14 protein-coding genes are annotated in these 18,071 nt (G+C 62.7%); 1 reads left to right on the forward strand and 13 read right to left on the reverse strand.

Annotated elements, in window-relative coordinates:
- Nucleotide 1 precedes the first annotated feature (1 nt).
- The 7 genes from ACUCV3_RS02930 to ACUCV3_RS02960 all read right to left on the reverse strand — a co-directional run bounded on the left by ACUCV3_RS02930 (nt 2) and on the right by ACUCV3_RS02960 (nt 10,237).
- The gene (locus ACUCV3_RS02930; protein ID WP_053094344.1) at nt 2–385 is read right to left on the reverse strand and encodes an ArdC-like ssDNA-binding domain-containing protein; all 384 of its coding nucleotides are present in this window, start codon (nt 383–385) and stop codon (nt 2–4) included.
- Between the two features lie 544 nt (nt 386–929).
- Nucleotides 930–2,510, reverse strand: coding sequence for an alpha-N-arabinofuranosidase (locus tag ACUCV3_RS02935; protein ID WP_482240381.1), 1,581 nt, complete (start codon nt 2,508–2,510; stop codon nt 930–932).
- A gap of 25 nt (nt 2,511–2,535) precedes the next feature.
- Nucleotides 2,536–3,402: an NAD(P)-dependent oxidoreductase gene (locus ACUCV3_RS02940; protein ID WP_234415729.1), complete on the reverse strand. Its 867-nt coding sequence runs from the start codon at nt 3,400–3,402 to the stop codon at nt 2,536–2,538.
- A complete protein-coding gene (locus tag ACUCV3_RS02945; protein WP_278377111.1) occupies nt 3,399–4,577 on the reverse strand; it encodes an L-rhamnonate dehydratase in 1,179 nt (392 codons plus the stop codon). The genes ACUCV3_RS02940 and ACUCV3_RS02945 overlap by 4 nt, the downstream gene beginning before the upstream one ends.
- A complete protein-coding gene (locus ACUCV3_RS02950; RefSeq protein WP_278377110.1) occupies nt 4,574–5,833 on the reverse strand; it encodes an MFS transporter in 1,260 nt (419 codons plus the stop codon). The genes ACUCV3_RS02945 and ACUCV3_RS02950 overlap by 4 nt, the downstream gene beginning before the upstream one ends.
- A gap of 10 nt (nt 5,834–5,843) precedes the next feature.
- Complete coding sequence (locus tag ACUCV3_RS02955; protein WP_278377109.1) at nt 5,844–7,526, reverse strand: GH39 family glycosyl hydrolase; 1,683 nt, start codon at nt 7,524–7,526, stop codon at nt 5,844–5,846.
- A gap of 26 nt (nt 7,527–7,552) precedes the next feature.
- Nucleotides 7,553–10,237: a TonB-dependent receptor gene (locus ACUCV3_RS02960; RefSeq protein WP_482240382.1), complete on the reverse strand. Its 2,685-nt coding sequence runs from the start codon at nt 10,235–10,237 to the stop codon at nt 7,553–7,555.
- A gap of 183 nt (nt 10,238–10,420) precedes the next feature.
- On the opposite strand from ACUCV3_RS02960, the gene ACUCV3_RS02965 reads away from it, so the two are divergent.
- Nucleotides 10,421–11,149: a FadR/GntR family transcriptional regulator gene (locus tag ACUCV3_RS02965; protein ID WP_017498927.1), complete on the forward strand. Its 729-nt coding sequence runs from the start codon at nt 10,421–10,423 to the stop codon at nt 11,147–11,149.
- A 120-nt stretch (nt 11,150–11,269) separates the two neighbouring features.
- Here ACUCV3_RS02965 and ACUCV3_RS02970 read toward each other — a convergent pair whose 3' ends face one another.
- From ACUCV3_RS02970 to ACUCV3_RS02995, 6 genes are all read right to left on the reverse strand, one after another.
- The gene (locus ACUCV3_RS02970) at nt 11,270–12,526 is read right to left on the reverse strand and encodes a mechanosensitive ion channel family protein (protein ID WP_278377107.1); all 1,257 of its coding nucleotides are present in this window, start codon (nt 12,524–12,526) and stop codon (nt 11,270–11,272) included.
- The gene (locus ACUCV3_RS02975) at nt 12,523–13,857 is read right to left on the reverse strand and encodes an MFS transporter (protein ID WP_278377106.1); all 1,335 of its coding nucleotides are present in this window, start codon (nt 13,855–13,857) and stop codon (nt 12,523–12,525) included. Before ACUCV3_RS02975 ends, ACUCV3_RS02970 begins: the two co-directional genes overlap by 4 nt.
- Nucleotides 13,854–15,089, reverse strand: coding sequence for an MFS transporter (locus tag ACUCV3_RS02980; protein ID WP_097384403.1), 1,236 nt, complete (start codon nt 15,087–15,089; stop codon nt 13,854–13,856). The genes ACUCV3_RS02975 and ACUCV3_RS02980 overlap by 4 nt, the downstream gene beginning before the upstream one ends.
- Before the next feature lie 20 nt (nt 15,090–15,109).
- Nucleotides 15,110–16,552: an aspartate kinase gene (locus ACUCV3_RS02985; protein WP_278377104.1), complete on the reverse strand. Its 1,443-nt coding sequence runs from the start codon at nt 16,550–16,552 to the stop codon at nt 15,110–15,112.
- Complete coding sequence (gene thpD, locus ACUCV3_RS02990) at nt 16,549–17,469, reverse strand: ectoine hydroxylase (protein ID WP_278377103.1); 921 nt, start codon at nt 17,467–17,469, stop codon at nt 16,549–16,551. The genes ACUCV3_RS02985 and thpD overlap by 4 nt, the downstream gene beginning before the upstream one ends.
- A gap of 176 nt (nt 17,470–17,645) precedes the next feature.
- A complete protein-coding gene (locus ACUCV3_RS02995) occupies nt 17,646–18,059 on the reverse strand; it encodes an ectoine synthase (protein WP_007712251.1) in 414 nt (137 codons plus the stop codon).
- Between the last annotated feature and the right edge of the window lie 12 nt (nt 18,060–18,071).

Here is an 18,071-nt window from a genome sequence, read left to right on the forward strand (position 1 = left end):
TTCATCCATGGTGGATCAACAGATTTCTCTGGAAGTCGCCAAGTTTCTTGGCCCTCGCCGCCTTCTCCTGCTCATCCTTCGGCGTGAAACGGTCGGCATAGCAGACGCTGGTCCCTACCTCGCCCTTGCGGACATTGCCGCCCAGCGCCTGCGCCTGCCGATAGGCGATCCAGCGCTGCGCGCCATAGCCCCGCTCGAACAGACGGTCCAACAGGATCAGGATATTGATGCCTGAATAGCAGCGGCCTGTTGCCGCATTGCGGAGAAGCCCCGTGACAGTGAGGCTCGTGTCCCAAGGCTGCACCCATGGCAGCCGTCCCTCTTCCAGCTGTGCGATGATATGCTGCGTCACATCGTCATAGAGCGATCCATTACCCGTACCCATGTCCTTTCTCCTGCCTCTCCAGCACCGGCCGCCGGAATGGCGGGGATGGGCGGCAAGGAGCCGCACGGCAGGCCCGTGCCCATAGGGCGGGCTGCACCCGCAGGGCCGCAACGCAAGAGAAGGAGCCGGTGCAGCCGCGCTGGCAGCAGCCAGCAGCCCAAAAGGCTGCAATGCGTCAGCGACCGACCTATATGGGACGAGTTAGGCAAAGCCGTCTCGGAGGCGCCAGGGCGCCATAGGGCGTGGTCCGCCAGAGGCGGAGACGCCAAAAATAAAGATCCCATCGACAGAAAAATATGACAGGATTCAAATATTTTCACGAACCTCATGAACATTACAGAAAGATAAATTCAGAGTTTTAAAACATTTTAATTTTATGATTGCCAGAGATGTACGTGTAAATTGTCGTGACCGCAGTTGAATATATTTGAAATAGTATATTTGATTTTAACTGATTTTATCCCGGCTATTAATTCCACCGCCACGCCAATACAATCAGTGAATTGTTGATAAATAAGCAATAATCGCAAAGGACACGGCGACATCAATTGCGCGTGACCAGCCCCAGCGTGAGCATCACCACACTGTGCTCGGGCAATGTCACGGTCAGAGCGCCTTGCGAGAGGGTCGCGCCACTGAACGGGACAGGCCTCACCACATCGGGCGATCCGAAATCATTGTGCGACTGGACACTCGGCGCGGTCAGGATACGCCCCTCGACCATAGAGGCGGTTACCCCCTCCAGTTTCGCGGTCACTGTCATCGGTCGATTGGGGTCGGTGTTGGTAAGGGCGATATGCACAATGCCTGCGCTGTCGCGCACCGCCGCTGCGCTGAGCGCAGGCATCGCCCATTGATCCCTGCTGTACCAGGGGGATGCCAATTCCAAGGGCAGGAAGGTCGCATCCTGGAAGGGCTTGTACATGTCGAACACATGATAGGTGGGCGTCAGCACCATCTTGTCGTCGCGGGTCAGGATCATGGCCTGGAGCACATTCACCATCTGGGCGATGTTGGTCATGCGCACACGGTCGGCATGGCGGGCGAACAGGTTGATGTTGAGCGCGGCGATGATCGCATCGCGCATACTATTCTGCTGATAGAGGAATCCGGGATTGGTGCCGGGTTCAACATCGGTCCAGATGCCCCATTCGTCCACCGCCAGGTTGACGCGCTTTTCGGGATCATATTTGTCCATGATCGCGCCATGCTTTTCCAGCAGTTCCTCCATGACCAGGGTGCTGGCAAGCGTGCGGGCATAGTCCGTTTCGGTGAATTGGGTCGCCGATCCCTTCACCTTGCCGCGCATGGGATGGGTGTAATAATGCAGGCCGATGCCATCGATCGACTTGCCTGCAACGCGCATCATCACATCGGTCCAATCATAGTCGCGGCTGTTTGCCCCGCTGGCGATCTTGAGGATTTTCACGCCATATGGCGCCTTCACGAAAGTTGCGTAACGGCGTGTGATGTCAGCCGCATATTCGGCGCGCATGTTGCCGCCGCACCCCCATAGCTCGTTCCCGATGCCGAACATGGGAAGTTTCCAAGGCTCCTTGCGGCCGTTCTTGGCGCGCTCCTGCGCCAGCGTACCGGCCGGTGCGGTCATATATTCCACCCACTCCGCCATTTCCGCCGGCGATCCATTACCGACATTGCCCGACACATAGGCTTCCGCACCGATCAGTTCGGCGAAATCCATGAACTCGTGCGTGCCAAAGCTGTTGGGTTCAGCAACGCCGCCCCAATGGGTGTTGATCTTGACCGGACGCTTGCCGCGCGGGCCGACCCCCTCGCGCCAATGATATTCGTCGGCAAAGCAGCCTCCCGGCCAGCGGACCAGGGGCACCGACAATGCCTTGAGCGCCGCGACGACATCATTGCGATAGCCGCGCGTGTTCGGGATTTTCGATTCCGGCCCGACCCAGATACCGCCATAAATGCCATAACCCAGATGTTCGGCAAATTGGCTGAAGATCCGACGATCGACCCTCGCTCCAGGCTTGTCTGCATGCAGCGTAACGGTCGCGGCGGGCATCGCGGTTTCCTGCGCCGTCACCTGTCCACCGGACGTCAGGATCGTCGCTGCGAGCAGCGCGATGGACACCAACAAACGCTTCTTCATTACCCCTCTCCCAATCCTGCGCGTCTCACGCCTTTCTGAGCGGCTCCACGATCGCGGCGATGTCGCGGTCACCTTCGCCAACCAGATCCGCGTCGATGAAGCGCTGCCGTGCGGCCTGCGCAATGGCGGAAACAATCCCTACATCAGCCAGCGCCTGCGCCGCATAGCCCAGATCCTTTGCCATCAACGGGACCACGAAATGCGGGGCATAATCGCGATCGAGCATCCGACGGCCCACGCCCTTCACCATCGGACTGGCGGGGGCACCGTCAAAGAGGATGGACATGGCCTGCTCGATGTCCAGTCCATGTTTCTCGAACAGGGCGATGGCTTCGGCCAGGCTGGCCGCCTGCACGCCGCACAGGTAATTATTGGCAAGCTTGACCGTAGCGGCGCTGCCGACAGGTCCGAGATGGACAAGCGCCCCGCCCATGGCATCGAAGGCTGGGCGAGCGAGTTCGATCGCCTCCGCGTCACCGCCGACGAGGAAGCGGAGCGTACCCTGTGCCGCCTGATCCCGGCTGCCGGTCACCGGCGCTTCCAGGAAGCGCACGCCTCGGGCGACCGCTTGGCGGGCAAGGTCGAATACCCAGTCGCCGGTCAGGGTGCTGGATTCGATCGCGATCGCGCCGGCCTTCATGGCGGCAAGTGCGCCATCCTCGCCGGTCCAAACGGTTTTCGACACATCGTCATTGGCCAGCATGGCGATGACGATGTCGGCATGTTGCACCGCATCCGCCGGCGTCGCGGCCACGCGTCCGCCAGCCGCGCGCAACGCCTCGGCCTTGCCTGCGCTGCGGTTCCACATAGTCAGGTCGAAGCCGGCCGCCAGCAACTGGCGCGCCATGCCCCCCCCCATGATGCCCAGCCCCAATATTGCAATCTTCATCATCCGATCACCTTGAAACGCGAGAGTGCAGCTTCGTCGATTTCGAGCCCCAGACCCGGGAGATTATCGTCGAGATCGATATGGCCATCGACCGCCTGGGGCTCGCCCTTGAAGATGTACCAAAAGAGCTCGTTGCCCACCTCCACATCGACCATCGGGAAATATTCGGCGATGGGGCTGTTGAGGCTCGCCATCACCACATGATAATTGTGCATCTGGCCGGCATGGGGCACGACGGGGATGGAATAGGCTTCTGCCAGCGCCTGTATCTTGCGGGCAGCGGTGATGCCGCCGACGCGGTTGGTGTCGAACTGGAAGTAGTCGAGCGATTTCGCCTCGATCATCTGGCGGAAGCCATAGCTGGTAAATTCATGCTCGCCCGCCGCGATCGGCGTCGTGCCGAACCGGCGCAGTTCATGATAGCCGTTGATATCGTCGGGGATGATCGCCTCCTCCAGCCAGCGCAGGTTGAAGGGTTCGATGAGGCGCATCATGCGCTTCGCATAGTCGAGGCTCCAGCCCATATAGGCGTCCGCCATGATGTCGATTTCGTCACCCACCGTTTCGCGCACGGTGCGGATCAGTTCGACATTGCGTGCCATGCCCTCCGCCCCGTCGATCGGCCCCCAGCCGAAACGCAGCTTCATCGCCTTGTAGCCCTGCGCCTTGTAGGCGGCGGCTTCCTGCACCAGTTCGTCGAGCGGGATCGAGTAGAGGCGGCTCGCATAGACAGGAATCTTTGCCTTGGTCCGGCCGCCCAGCAGGCGGAAGACGGGCTGTTTCGCCGCCTTACCCATCAGATCCCAGATCGCGATGTCGAGCGCGGAAATCGCAACCAGCGCCACGCCCTTGCGCCCGAACGCCATGGTCTTGCGATACATATGCTGCCACAGAAACTCGCTGTCCCACGGATCCTGGCCGATCAACAAGGGGGCAAGATACTGGTCGATCAGTTGCTTGGTCACGAACGGCGCGAGCGCGGCATTGCCGATCCCGACCAGCCCCTGGTCGGTGAAGATTTCGACAATCAGCCAGCCATGGAAGGTGAAGGTGCCCATGGTTTCGGGCGACAGCATTGGCGACACCATATCCATGGGATTGGTGCAGAAGTGCGGCGGCAGCGGCACGGTTTCGCCTGCCCACTGGACGACGCGGGTGCGGATTTCGGTGATTTTCAAGGGACGACCTTTCGAGTGAAGCTGAGAGGCGAAATGCGAGGAATCGAGCGGCAGATCAGCGCAAAGGCGATCAGGTGCAGGGTGGCAGCAACGGTCAGCACCGGCGCGTAGCCAAGCCCGGCGTCGAGTGCCCAGCCAGCCGCCTGACCCATGACGATGCCACCAAAGGCGCCACCAAGGCCGACCAGCCCGGCAAGACGTCCCAGGGCGCTGCGCGGCGCAAGGTCGGTCGGCAGGGTCATGACGAGGGTCGACCAGCTTTGCTGCCCGAAGAAGGCGAGGCTGAAGATGCCAATGACCGCTGCGACCGAGGCAGTCGCGGGCGCCAGCATGACCCAGGGCATGCAGGCGGCGCTCAGGCCCAGAGCGATCTTGCGGGCGGCATCGACCGAACGGCCGGCGGAAAGAAGGCGGCTGGAGAGCCAGCCACCGCACAGACTGCCGACACCCGATGCCGCATAGGGAATCCAGCCGATGGTCGCCGCCTGTTTCAGGTCGAAGCCATGCGCCTCGAACAGATATTTGGGCAGCCAAAAGAGGTAGAAATACCAGGCGCCGTCGCTCAGGAACTTGGCGCCGACAAGGCCACGCACTTCACGGCGGGCAAGGAGCATGGCCACGGTCGGCGCCAGTCCGGCGTCCTCGCCTGCGGAGACGACGTCCCCGGCGGGCGTGCGATAGGTCAGGAACCACCAGAGCGCCCAGGCGAGGCCGAACCCGCCGGTGATGAAGAAAACCCACCGCCAGCTCGCCAGATCGAACCAGTGCCCGTAGGCTAGAATGCCCGCGATCAAGGGCGGTGCGACGACGGCGCCCACTGCCGTCCCGGCATTGACGAGGCCCATGGCGGCCGCGCGGCGTTCAGGCGGAAACCATTCGGCAATGGCGCGGGTGGCGGCGGGGAAGCCCCCGCCCTCCCCTATGCCGAGCAGCAGCCGGCTGACCACCAGCGCGGCGATGCCGCCCGCCACGCCATGGCTGGCGCAGGCCAGCGACCAGAAGATCATGATCGCCAGAAAGCCGCGCCGCGTTCCCACTCGATCCAGCAGCCAGCCGCCACCCAGATACATGAGGCCGTAGGTGGCGAGGAAGGCGGAATCGAGAACGGCCTTGGTCTGGTTGCCGATGGGGATGTCGGCTTCGATATATTTGATCGCCCAGGGAAGCGTCTGGCGATCAAGGTAGGAGATGGCGATGGCGACGGTGATCATCGCCGCAATCGCCCAGCGTTCCCGGTACGGCTCCGATGCGGCCACAACGGCCATCCTATTGCGCGTCCAGGATCAGCAGGGCGACACCCTGGCGCGGAAGCGCAAGATCGATGCTGGCCGCGCCACGTGGGCCGGCGACAGCGACCGTCTCCGCCTTCATGACCGACGCGGCCTCCAACTGCGCATATTGATCCTGATCGGGCGACTGGGGCGAGCCCATCTTCTTCCAGGCGGCAAAGGCATTGGCATGATCGCCATCCACTCGCCACAGCGTCGCCGAGGACGGCGCAGCCTTCAGTCCCTTCAAGCCGATCTTCAGCTGCGCATCCGGCCCAGCGACATCATCGTCATGATAATGCCAGAGTAGCAAGGCGACCTTGCCGTCCGCTGTGCGGGTGGCGATCGACCCAATATCGGCATCACCCTGGATGCCCTTCGTCATCGCCTGATCGAGCGGGATCTGCGCGCTGTTGACGGTTGAGAGCTTCGTTTCGCCAAGCTGCGCAAACATGCGGAAGACATTGAGAACCGGCAAGTCGACGCCATTGGTCGAGAGCTGGCGATAACCTGCGAACCAAGGCTGATCCTCGAACTCGAACGACCAGGACAGGACACCTTCCAGATTGACCTTTCTCCGTTCCGCCAATTCCCAGATGCGCGCGAAGCTGGCGGCGGTGTAGCTCGAATACATGGTGCCATTGCGATAGTCGTTTTGCGGTCCCGGACAGGCCGCGCAGCCTTCGGGATCGCTTTCGCCGATCACCACCGGCTTCCCGGCCAGCGACGGGATCGACAGCACTTTGGTAAAGCCGCGATCCGCTTCCCGCAAATGGGTCGCGATCCCCATGCGGACATGGCCATCGACAAATTCCGGCCGGCCCTTGGCATGGAAGGACAGGAAATCGGTGGGCGTCCCGGTCTGGCCGGTCACATAATTCTTGCCGGACGACACATGCCTCAGGAAGCCGTCCATGAAAGCGCCGCCAGCGCCCGCGACGTCCGGACCGCCGACCCGCGCGGTCGGCAGCGCCCGACGCACCGCGCCGATCGCATAGTCATGAAGCTTGTAGAATTCCTCCGGCGAAGCGGTCCAGTAGAAGGGCGAGTTCGGCTCGTTCCAGACCTCGAAATACCATTTCTCGACCTCGGCCTTGCCGTATTTCTCGATATTGTGGAGCGTCCACTGATAGACCAGTTCCGCCCATTTTTCGTAATCCTTGGGGGGATAGGTCCAGCCGGTCGCGATCAGCTTGTAATCGAACCCGGGCCGCCAGCTATGCTGATAGGGTGTGCCGGCCGGCGCAGATGACATGGCTTCGGGCATGAAGCCGATCTGGAGATAAGGTCGGACGCCGCGAGCCAGATAGGTGTCGATGATGCCGTCGACAACTTTCCAGTCATAGACGGGTTTGCCGTCCCTGGTTTCGGTATAGGCGTTGCTGCTGCCCCATTTGAAGGCGGCGGTACCATCGCCGCTGCTCAACAGGTTATGGGCACGGAAATAGACCTCGCCCTTCTTCAGTTCGCCCAGTTCGACCAGCAATTTCCGGCCGTCCTTCATGGTCGCATAATTGGGCTCGTCCGCGCCGAAGAAGCGCCAGACGGGCGGCAGCTTGCCTGCTGGCTTGGCCGCGTCCACGCTGATCGCGACCTGCCGCGCCGGCACTGTCTGGCCATGGGCCAGTTGCGGCAGCGCCAGCAGCACCGACAGGGAGGCGATCACTCGGGAAATGGTCATGGAACATCCTCTCGATATGGGCTTGTTCAAAGCTTTGCCCGGAAACCAAGGGCAAAGGTGCGCGTGTAAAGAACCGTGTCGCGCGGATAGAGACTGGGGTCGTTGAAAGAGGTTTGATAGAGATTTTTCAGAATGTTGGTCGCGTCGAATACGACCGTGAACTGGGGATTGATCTCGTAGGACACAGACAGGTCCAGATTGCTGATCGCACCGTTGGTAATGAAATTGGGATTGACCCCAGTAAAATGCAGGCCAGCATTATATTTGTCGCGCCAGACATAGGAGGCGCGACCGGAAAAGCCGCCCTTCTCATAGATGAGCGTGGCGGTACCGGAATATTTGGACACATTCTGGAAGGGGATGTCCATATAGCCGGTGACGCCGGGCAGCGGCGAGAGCGCCTTGTTGTTGCCATCGATATAGGTGCCGTTGGCGCTGATGCCGATGCCGTCCAGCCACTGGGGCAGTCCCTTGGGGAAGAAGGTGAAGCCGCCCTCAATCCCCTGCAGGCGTCCCGAACCGGAATTTTCCGGGCGGGTGATCTGATAGACGCCATTGTCGGCGCCCAGATAGTCGATATCGAAATTGCTGGTGACCGACTGGATGAAGCCCTTCACGTCGCGACGAAAGATGGTCGCGGTGATCGAGCTGGAGCGGTCGATATACCATTCGAGCGACAGGTCGTAATTGTCGGAACGGATCGGTTTCAGATCAGCGTTGCCGCTCGTTCCCCGGCCGAACGGTTGCTGACCGGGTACCGGTGGCGTCAAAGTGAGCGCCGGATTGAGCTGGGCGAAGCTCGGGCGCGTGATCGTCTTGCTGGCAGCGAAGCGCAAGAAGAGATTGTCCTTCAGCTTGTAGCGCAGCGCCAGGCTGGGCAGCACATCGGTGCTCTTGTTGTGGATCGTGACCGGCGAGGTCGCGCCGCGCAGAACCAAGAAGGCATTGGATGTGATGTCGGTGCGGATCACGCGCACGCCGACCTGCCCGTCCAGTTGTCCGACCTCGATATTGGCCTGGCCATAGCCGGCCTGGTTTTTCTCCTTGATGTCGAAGTGCTGGGTATCCTGGAAAGCCGGATCACCGGGCGCGAGACCGAATAATTGCCGTAGCGATCCGATATTGTTCAGCAGATAGTCGGTGCCCGGCGTTGCCCATTGCTCCACGAACTTGCCGGTTCCCGTATCGAATCCGCCAGGTGTCACCGTCATCAGCCCCGGCAGGCTGGCCGCCTTGACAGCATAGCATTTGACCGCAACCGCCGGACCACAATTCACGGTCTGGGTGAAACTGTCCGACTGCGCATCGCGCTGGCTGAGCCGAAGGCCCGTATCCAGCCCGGAAAAGATCAGGAAAGGCGCGCGGTAGGAGAGATCGCCCCGCCAGGCCCATTCCCTGCCGTCGCCGATCGCGCGCGTGGTGGACAGGCGAGACAGATAATAGCGGTCCGGATCGGCAATGTCGTCATTGGGTAGGGAGAAATAGGGGGTGCCCGATCCATCATTGAAGACGGCATCGGTGCGGGACGCGATGAAGTCGACGTCCAGATTATTGCCGACGTCGGTGGCCTTAGACCTTGTGTAGGACAGTTCCGTCGCGGCCTTCCAGTCGTTGACCTCCCAATCCGCACCGATCGCCCCTTGCCAGCGATCCGCCTTGTTTCGGTAGGCCGTGCCGAAATTGGCGACACGCCCGCCGCTGATGCTGAGCGATTCTACCAGCTTGGTATCGCCCACGAATGCGAGCGGCGAGCGCAATGTGCCATTCATCGACGTGAAATTCTGATTGCCGTTGCCGCGTTCGCGATAGCCGTAGAAAAGGCCGTCGGCATGAATGGTCAGGCGATCATCCGGCGCCCATTGCAGCGTGGCATTGACGGCCGGGCGGGTCCGGGTGCCGATCCGGTCGAAGGCACCGATAACGTCGGTCCGAAACACGGCAGGGTCATTTGCGCCGTTACCGCGCGGGTCGAGCGGGACGCCCGGGGTGTAGGGCGCGCGGCTATTGTCGAGATTATAGCCGAAATATCCGCCGCTATAGACCGTGAAGTCGCGATAGCGGGTCTTGTGGTAGGAGACGCTCACCAATGCGCCAATCTCGCCGATGCCGGTCGACCAGCGATTGCTGATGAGCGCGCTGGCATAGGGATCGATCGTATCGGGCTGCTCGCTATAGACTTCGCGTCCGGCCAGCGCGACTTCCAGCCCCTTGAAGTCGAAGGGCCGGCGGGTGCGCACGTTGATGAGCCCGGCAATGCCGCCTTCCAGTTGATCGGCGGAACGCGATTTGTAGATGTCGACGCCGGCAACCAGGTCTGCCGGCACATCGGCCAGCGACAGGGAACGGCCGGTGGTACTGAAGATGTTGCGGCCGTTGACCAATGTCACGACGTCGGGAAGGCCACGGATCAGCACGGTCGCGGATTCGCCGCGCGCGCGGGGCGAAACCTGGATGCCGGGCACGCGCTGAAGCGCCTCGACCACATTGTTGTCGGGTAGCTTGCCGATATCCTCGGCAACGACAGAATCCACCAACTGCTGCGCATTGCGCTTGATGTTTTGCGCCGACGAAAGGCTGGCTCGCATGCCGGTGACGATGATGTCGACATCGCTCACGCCCGTCCCGCTCGCCTCCGCATCACCCTGTGCCACGGCCTCTTGCGCCGCCAGCAACGCGACCAATGAAATGGACAGCTTCATAGCGCCTTTCATCACAGCAATCCCTCCGAGTCATTTTTATTTCTCATACTAGACTATGCGAATTAAAGGTGGTTTCAAGCGATATTTTGACGGAGTAATAGGGATATGTCGAAAATTCTCCATTTTTCCTCATACCAGTTCTGGCAAATGTCGGATCAGGCTTGACGATCGCAGCCGCAAATCGGACGAGAACCTATGACGCAAGCAGATGAGCACCCACTGTCCCGCCCCGCCAGCCAGCCCCAGCGCGCCGTGCACGACAGGATCGCGCATGACCTGGGCATCGCCATCGTGGGCGGCCGCTATCAGCCGGGAGACATATTGCCAGGCGAGGAGCGTTATAGCGCCGAACAGGGCATCTCGCGGACCGCCTATCGTGAGGCGGTCCGCGTCCTGTCAGCCAAGGGGCTGGTCCATAGCCGGACGAAGAGCGGCACGCGCATCAACGACCGGCTTCGCTGGAACATGCTGGACCTGGACGTTCTTGCATGGATGTTCGAAGCCGGACCCACGCCCGAGTTTCTCCGCGACATCTTCGAATTGCGTATCGTGGTGGAGCCGGCCGCAGCTCAGTTTGCAGCGCTGCGCCGTGATACGCAGGACATTTCACGCATGGGTCATGCGCTCGAGGAAATGCGGCGCTGCGGACTCCAGACGATGGAGGGACGCGCAGCCGACCAGAATTTTCACCGCCAGATCCTGCTCGCAACCCGCAATGAGTCCCTCATCACGCTCGCGACATCGGTCACGGCGGTAGTTGCCTGGACCACGCGCTTTGCGCGCGATGAGCGCCAGGAGTCGCGCGATCCGATGCCCGACCATGACGCCGTTTTCGACGCGATCATGCGAGGAGACGGTGAGGATGCACGTTCGAAAATGCTGCTGCTGATCGGCAATGCATCGAGCGATGCCGGCATGCTGTGAACGAGAAAAACTATTTCTCATACCAGATATTGCAGTATCCGGCAGCAGACCGAACGGAAAAGCCCGCGCCGTTCACCCCACCTGACACAGCGCTTGCGCTTCGAGCGCGCCCAGCCCCTTCTATATCCGGGTGCCCGACATGAGCTGCCCCAGATCGCTTCCCGCGGGCCGCTGGAACAGGCGCAGCCCGAATTCGGGCAGGATCGCGATCAGATGGTCGAAAATATCGGCCTGTATGCCTTCATATTCGGCCCAGACGATGCTGTTGGCGAAGGCGTAGATTTCCAGCGGCAGTCCATGTTCGCTGGGCGCCAGCTGGCGCACCAGCAGGGTCTGGTCGGCGCGAATATTCGGATGCGCGCGCAGATAGGCCAGCACATAGGCGCGAAAGGTGCCGATATTGGTCAGCCGCCGGCCATCCAGCCTGTTGCCCGCTGCATGGTCCCCATTCCAGCGTGACAGGTCATGCTGCTTGTCATGCAGATAGGTTCGGAGCAGGCCGAAGCGTGCGACGGCATCAAACCCTGGCTCATCGAGAAAGCCGACGCTGTTCTGGTCGATCACCAGCGCCCGCATGATCCGGCGGCCGCCCGATTCCTGCATCCCGCGCCAGTTGCGAAAACTCTCGCTGATCAGCCTGTGCGTCGGGATGGTGGTGATGGTGCGATCGAAATTCTGGACCTTCACCGTGTGCAGCGCGATGTCGATCACATCGCCATTGGCGTCGAGCTGCGGCATCTCGATCCAGTCGCCCACCCGGATCATGTCGTTGGAGCCGATCTGGACGGATGCGACCAGCGACAGGATCGTGTCCTTGAACACCAGCATCAGCACGGCCGCCATCGCCCCCAGCCCCGACAATAGCAGCAAGGGCGACTGGTCCATTAGCGCCGCGATCATCAGGATGCTCGCCGCGCCATAGACCAGCAGCTTGGCCACCTGGACATAGCCCTTGATCGGCCGGTTCGCGGCATCGGGGCGGCGCTGATACAGGTCGTTGCCGAGTGTCAGCAGGCCGCTCAAGGAGATGGCCAAGGTCAGGATGATGAAGGCGGCGCACAGGCTGGCGATGAATCCGGCGAGCCTGACCGGCAGATGCGGGACGGCGGCGACGCCCGACTGGATGATGAGCGCCGGCACGATGTTGGACAGGCGCGCGACGACGGCACCAATATGCGCGGCCTCGACCCGGAACGGCAGATGATCGATCAGTCGCAGCAACAGGGTCAGGACGATACGCTTGGCCACCCAGTTGGCCGCCCAGGCGAATGCGCCAAGCAGCAGCAATCCCGTCACGGCCTGCAACCAGACATTCTCGACATAGCCGCGGGTGAGGATCTGGAGGCTGTCCGACGCGATATAGAGCTGGCTGATCATGCGGCGCGCTCCCCTTCGAACGGATCGTCGTGGAGCGACCGGCCTGCCGTTTCCGGCATGAAGCGGAGCGCAATCAGGCCGATGATGCAGGCCGCCATCATGTAGAAGGCCGGCATGAGTTCATTGCCGGTCACGCCGATCAGCGCACTGCCGATCGCCGGCGCGGTGCCGCCGAACAGCGATGTCGACAGATTATAGGCGATCGCGAAGCCCGCGAAGCGCGCGGCGGTGGGAAACAGTGCCGGGAAGGTCGCCGAAATCGTCGCCAGTTGCGGCACGTAGAGCAGGCCGAGCAGGACAAAGCCGATGATCGCGCCGGCCAGGCCCCTCGCCATCAGCATGTAGAGCGGGACCACCGCGACCAACAGGCCAATGAGCGACAGCCGCCACATCGGCCGCCGGCCCACCCGATCGGACATATGGCCGGCGATCGGCAGGAAGAGCATCATGAAGAGCATGCCGATGATTGGCACCACCAGCGCCTCGTCCGGGGACAGGCCGATGCGGCGCTGCAAATAGGTCGGCATGTAGCTGAGCAGCGTATAGTTGACGACGTTGAGCGCCACGACCAGCCCGCCCACGACCAGCATCGGCCGCTTATGGTCGCGCAGCAGCCGGGAAAGGGATGGCGATCCGCGGCCTTCGGCCGCCTGATCGCGGAAGACCGGCGTGTCCTCCATCCTCGACCGCAGATACATGCCGATGAGGCCCATGGGCGCGGCCACCAGGAAGGGAATTCGCCAGCCCCAGGCATGCATGACCGCGTCCCCCAGCAGCAGCGAAAAGCCCAGCATCAGCGCCGCACCGAAGGAGAAGCCGGCAAGCGTGCCGAACTCCAGGAAACTGCCATAGAAGCCGCGTCGGGCGTCGGGCGCATATTCGGCCATGAAGGTCGCGGCCCCGCCATATTCGCCGCCAGTGGAAAAGCCCTGCACCATGCGCAGGATGATGAGCAGCGCGGGCGCAGCCCAGCCAATCTGCGCATAAGCGGGGATGAGGCCGACGGCCAGTGTCGCGCCCGACATCAGCAATATGGTCAGCGCGAGCACCGACTTGCGCCCTAGACGGTCACCCAGCGGTCCCCAGAACAGGCCACCCAATGGCCGGACGAGGAAGGAAATGGCAAAGGTCGCCAGCGCGAACAGAATGGCATCGTCCACCTCGCCGGGAAAGAGCGCGGCGGAAATATAGGTCACGCCATAGGCATAGATGCCATAGTCGAACCATTCGGTGGCATTGCCCAGCGCCGACGCGGCGATGGCCCGGCGCAGGGTGGCCTTGTCGGCCTGCACCGGGACAGCAGGGCTGGCAGGAACGGCGGAAGCGGTCATTCAGTCTGTCCGTCTACGGTATTGGGATCGAGCAGCGAGGCCACCGGCGTGGTGCGCGGCACGATCTGGAAGTCCTGCTGGTCGGGCACCGGCACGGGCGGGGTCGCCGTCTGGCGCCAGAGGCCGAAGGCCAGCGTCGCGCCGGCACACAGGGCAATGAACAGAAAGAGGCCGCTCGTCGGCGCCAGGCTCATCAGCAGCGCAGCGCCGAGCGGACCGATCGCCGCGCCGACCGAATAGAGCAGCACCAGCCGCCCGCTCGCCGCGACCCGCTCGGTCGCCAGCAGCCGGTCGTTGCAGTGGGCGACGCAGAGCGGATAGAGGGCGAAACTGAGGCCGCCGAACAGGGCGCCAAGCGCCAGCAGCAGCGGGCCGCCCGACACCAGCATCGCCAGCGCCGTGCAGACAGCCAGCGTCGCGGCAAAGCAGCCGACGATCACCCGGCGCCGGTCGAGCCGGTCCGACAGGCGCCCCAGCGGCCATTGCAGCGCGACGCCACCCAGGATGACGATCATCATGAAACTGGCGGTCGCGCCAAGATCCAGCCCCAGCCGGCGCACATGCACCGCCGCCATGCCATAGAAGGCGCCCAGCATCAGCCCGGTCGCAACCGAGCCGACCGTGCCGAGCGGCGAGGCGGCATAAAGGGCGCGGATGGTGAAGGCTTGGGCATCGACCGGCGCGGGCGCGCTGCTGCGCGTCAGGCAGAGCGGGATGATGGCCAGGGAAATGAGAATGGAGGCGATCTGGAATGGCACCGCCGGCAACGCACCGCTGGCGCCCAGCAGCAATTGCCCGACCGCCTGCCCTGAATAAAGCGCGACCATATAGGCGGCGAGCACGCTGCCGCGCGTTTCCGCCTCCGCCCGGTCGTTGAGCCAGCTTTCCAGACAGATGAACACGCCCGCCACGCAGATGCCGTCGATCAGGCGCAGGCAGGCCCAGAAGAGCGGATATTGGACGAGTGCATAGGCCAATGTGCTGGCCGACAGCAGCGAGACGAAGGCGGCGAAGGCGCGGATATGCCCCACCTGTCGCACGATCGCCCCGGCGCGCAACGCGCCCACCACAAGTCCGCCGAAATAGGCGGTGGCGACCGCACCGATCGCCATCGTGCCTGCCCCTGCCCGCTCCAGCCGCAGGCCGATCAGCGTGGACAGGAAGCCGCTGCCCGCCATTAGCATGAAGATGGCGAGCAGCAGACTGCGGACGGGGTGGATCGCGGCGAACATGGGGGATGACCGGGGGCGGATCAGGCCGCGCGCCGATCCTCCGCCGGTTCCGCCCCGTCCTCCACCAGGGCCCGGTGCAGCGCGCCCACGGCGGTCTCATAATGATCGACATCGACGATGAACTGCACGTCGACATTGCGGATCTGGTGCTGCATCGCGACGATCGGCACATGGGCATCGGCCAGCGCCCGAAGGGCATCGGGCACCAGCCCCGGCCGCGCGATGTCGCTGCCGATGACCGACACGATCGCCACCGGCTGGGCCGATATGGCGGCGTCGGGATAGCGCGCCTGCAAATCCGCGATCACCCGCTTCACCGTCGCCGCATCGGTGGACAGATAATGGGTGATGGTGTTGGCGTTCGACGCCTTGCTGACGATCCAGGCGCCATGGCGGGCCAGCACGTCCAATATCGCCGCGTCATAGCCCTTCACGCCGACCATATCCTGCTCGAAGAACTGGAGCGCCTGCGCTTGGCGCACGCCAGTGACGATCTCGACGCGCGGCGTGTCGGAGACATAGGCGCCGCAGATCAGCGTGCCGCCATCTTCCCGATCGAACGTGTTGCGCACCCGCAGCGGAATGTCGGTCTGGCGCAGCCCCCTGCCCGCGCCGGGATGGATCGCCTCCATGCCCAGATTGGCAAGCTGGTCCGCCACGTCATAGTTGGTGCGGCCGATCTTGCGCGCCTTGTCCGTGCCGACCAGGCGCGGGTCCGCACTCGACAGGTGGAACTCCTTGTGGATGATCGCCTCGCGCGCCTTCGTCAGCACGGCGATGCGCGAAAAGGTCATTTCTGAATAGCCACGGGCATAAAGGCGCACCATGCCCTCGCTGCATCCGGCATAGCCGGTGACGATCGGCAGGGTGGTCGCCAGATCGATCGGCGCAAAGGCTTGGCCGATCCGGTCGTCCAGTTCGCGCATGTCCTGCTGGTCCCACAGGGTCAGGTCGACAAACTGCGCATTCACGCCCCGGTCGCGCAGCAGCAGCGCGGTCGAATGCGCGCTATGCGCTTCGCCCAGCCCCGCAAGCAGTTCGCGCACCGTCACCAGCTGTTCCTTGACGCAGAAGCGACCATGGCTGCGCAGCCGCGCCAGATCGTCAAGACAGGCGGCGACCGCATCGATCCGCATGTCGACAAAGGCATTGGCCTCCGCCAGCCGGTCGGCGCGGACGAACATCGTCGCATTGCGCTCCTGCATGGCGCGGCGCACCGCCTCCATCGCCTGGCGCCAGCCATCCGCATCCTCGTCCGCCACGAAGCGGGCATAGACACCCGGTTCGCCGCTTTTCTTGTGCTCCAGCAGCAGGTCGGTCATGCCGGCATAGGCCGACACGACGAAGATGCGGTTGTAAAGGTCCGCGCCCTTGCGGCCGGCGATCAGCACATTGTCGAACAATGTCGCGGTCGCGGCCATGGACGTGCCGCCGATCTTCTCGACGCTATGCAGGCTGCTCATGCCAGCGCCTCCTGCATCAGGGGACCGGTGACAGGAGCGATGACCGGCGGCTCGCCGCGCGCGGCGATGAAGGCAGGGCGCGGCCGGTCGACACCAAAGGGCGCCTCCAGCCGGTTGGACACCGCATTATAGACCAGAAAGGCATTGGCGCGCGGGAACGGCGTGATGTTGCCGTTCGACCCGTGCATGATGTTGCAGTCGAAGATCACCACCGATCCGGGCTTGCCGGTCGGCGCGACGATGCCATGATGATGCGCCAGCTCGGCTAGGCTGTCCTCGTCGGGAACGCCATATTCCTGGCGCTTGAGCGACTGGCGATAATGATCTTCCGGCGTCTCGCCGACGCAGGTCAGATACTGGCGATGCGATCCGGGGATCAGCATCAACGGACCGTTATGCGGCGTGTTTTCCGCCAGCAGCACGGACATGGACAGCGCGCGCATGCGCGGCATGCCATCCTCCACATGCCAGGTCTCGAAATCGCTGTGCCAGTAGAATTCCTTGCCCTGGAAACCGGGCTTATAGTTGAGCCGCGACTGGTGGATATAGACATCGTCACCCAGCAGGAAGCGGGCAACGCCGGCCAGGCGGCTGTCCGCCGCCAGCCGCTCGATCACCCGGCTCTGGGCATGGATGCGGAAGATGGAACGGACTTCCTTGCCGCCCGGTTCGGTGATGACCGTTTCGCCTTCCAGCGCATCAGGATCGGCCAGCAGCTTGCGGGCCTCGTGCTGGAGGAAGGCGACTTCCGCGTCTGAGAAAACGTCTTCCAGCACCAGATAGCCGTCGCGCTCGAAGGCATCGGCCTGGTCGCGGCTGATCGGCGCGCCAGCGCTCCAGTCGGCATGGACGACCGGATCGTGGCGCGGCAAGAATTCCGCCATGTCGGCATGGCGGGACGGGTAGAGGTCTTTCATGGGACTCCCCCTTTTTCAAACTAAGGTAATAAGGGCGTGGCCGGCTCGGGCAGCGCCCAAGCCAGAGCTTGATCCGTTCATACTGAATCGGATCAAGCTCCAATTTTCGTTGTTGTCCGCATTTTCCGAGTCAGCAGATGTGGCCATCTGCTTTGAAAATGCCGGAGCGTCACGCATCAGTCGGCCAGCGCAGGCTCGCGCGCGGCGCTGGTATCGGCGGGATAGGCGCCATTCTCGTCATGCACTTCCTTGCCAGTGACCGGCGGATTGAAGGTGCAGGCGCACAATATATCGGTTTCCGGCCGCACGATATGCTGGTCATGGGCGTTGAGCGCATACATGACGCCGGGCGCCAGCTGATGGGTGATGCCGGTGCCCAGATCTTCGATCGTGCCCGTGCCCTTGAGCACCAGCACCGCCTCCAGATGGTTCTGGTAGTGCATGTGCAATTCCTCGCCCGCGTACATGGTGGTGACGTGGAAGGAAAAGCCCATATTGTCGTCCTTCAGCAGAAGGCGGGCACTTTCCCAGCCCTTGGACTTCACATTGCGGTCGGACTTGCGGATGTCCTGAAGCTTGCGAACGATCATGTCTGAAATCTC

The organism is Sphingobium sp. VMM, from assembly GCF_056790315.1.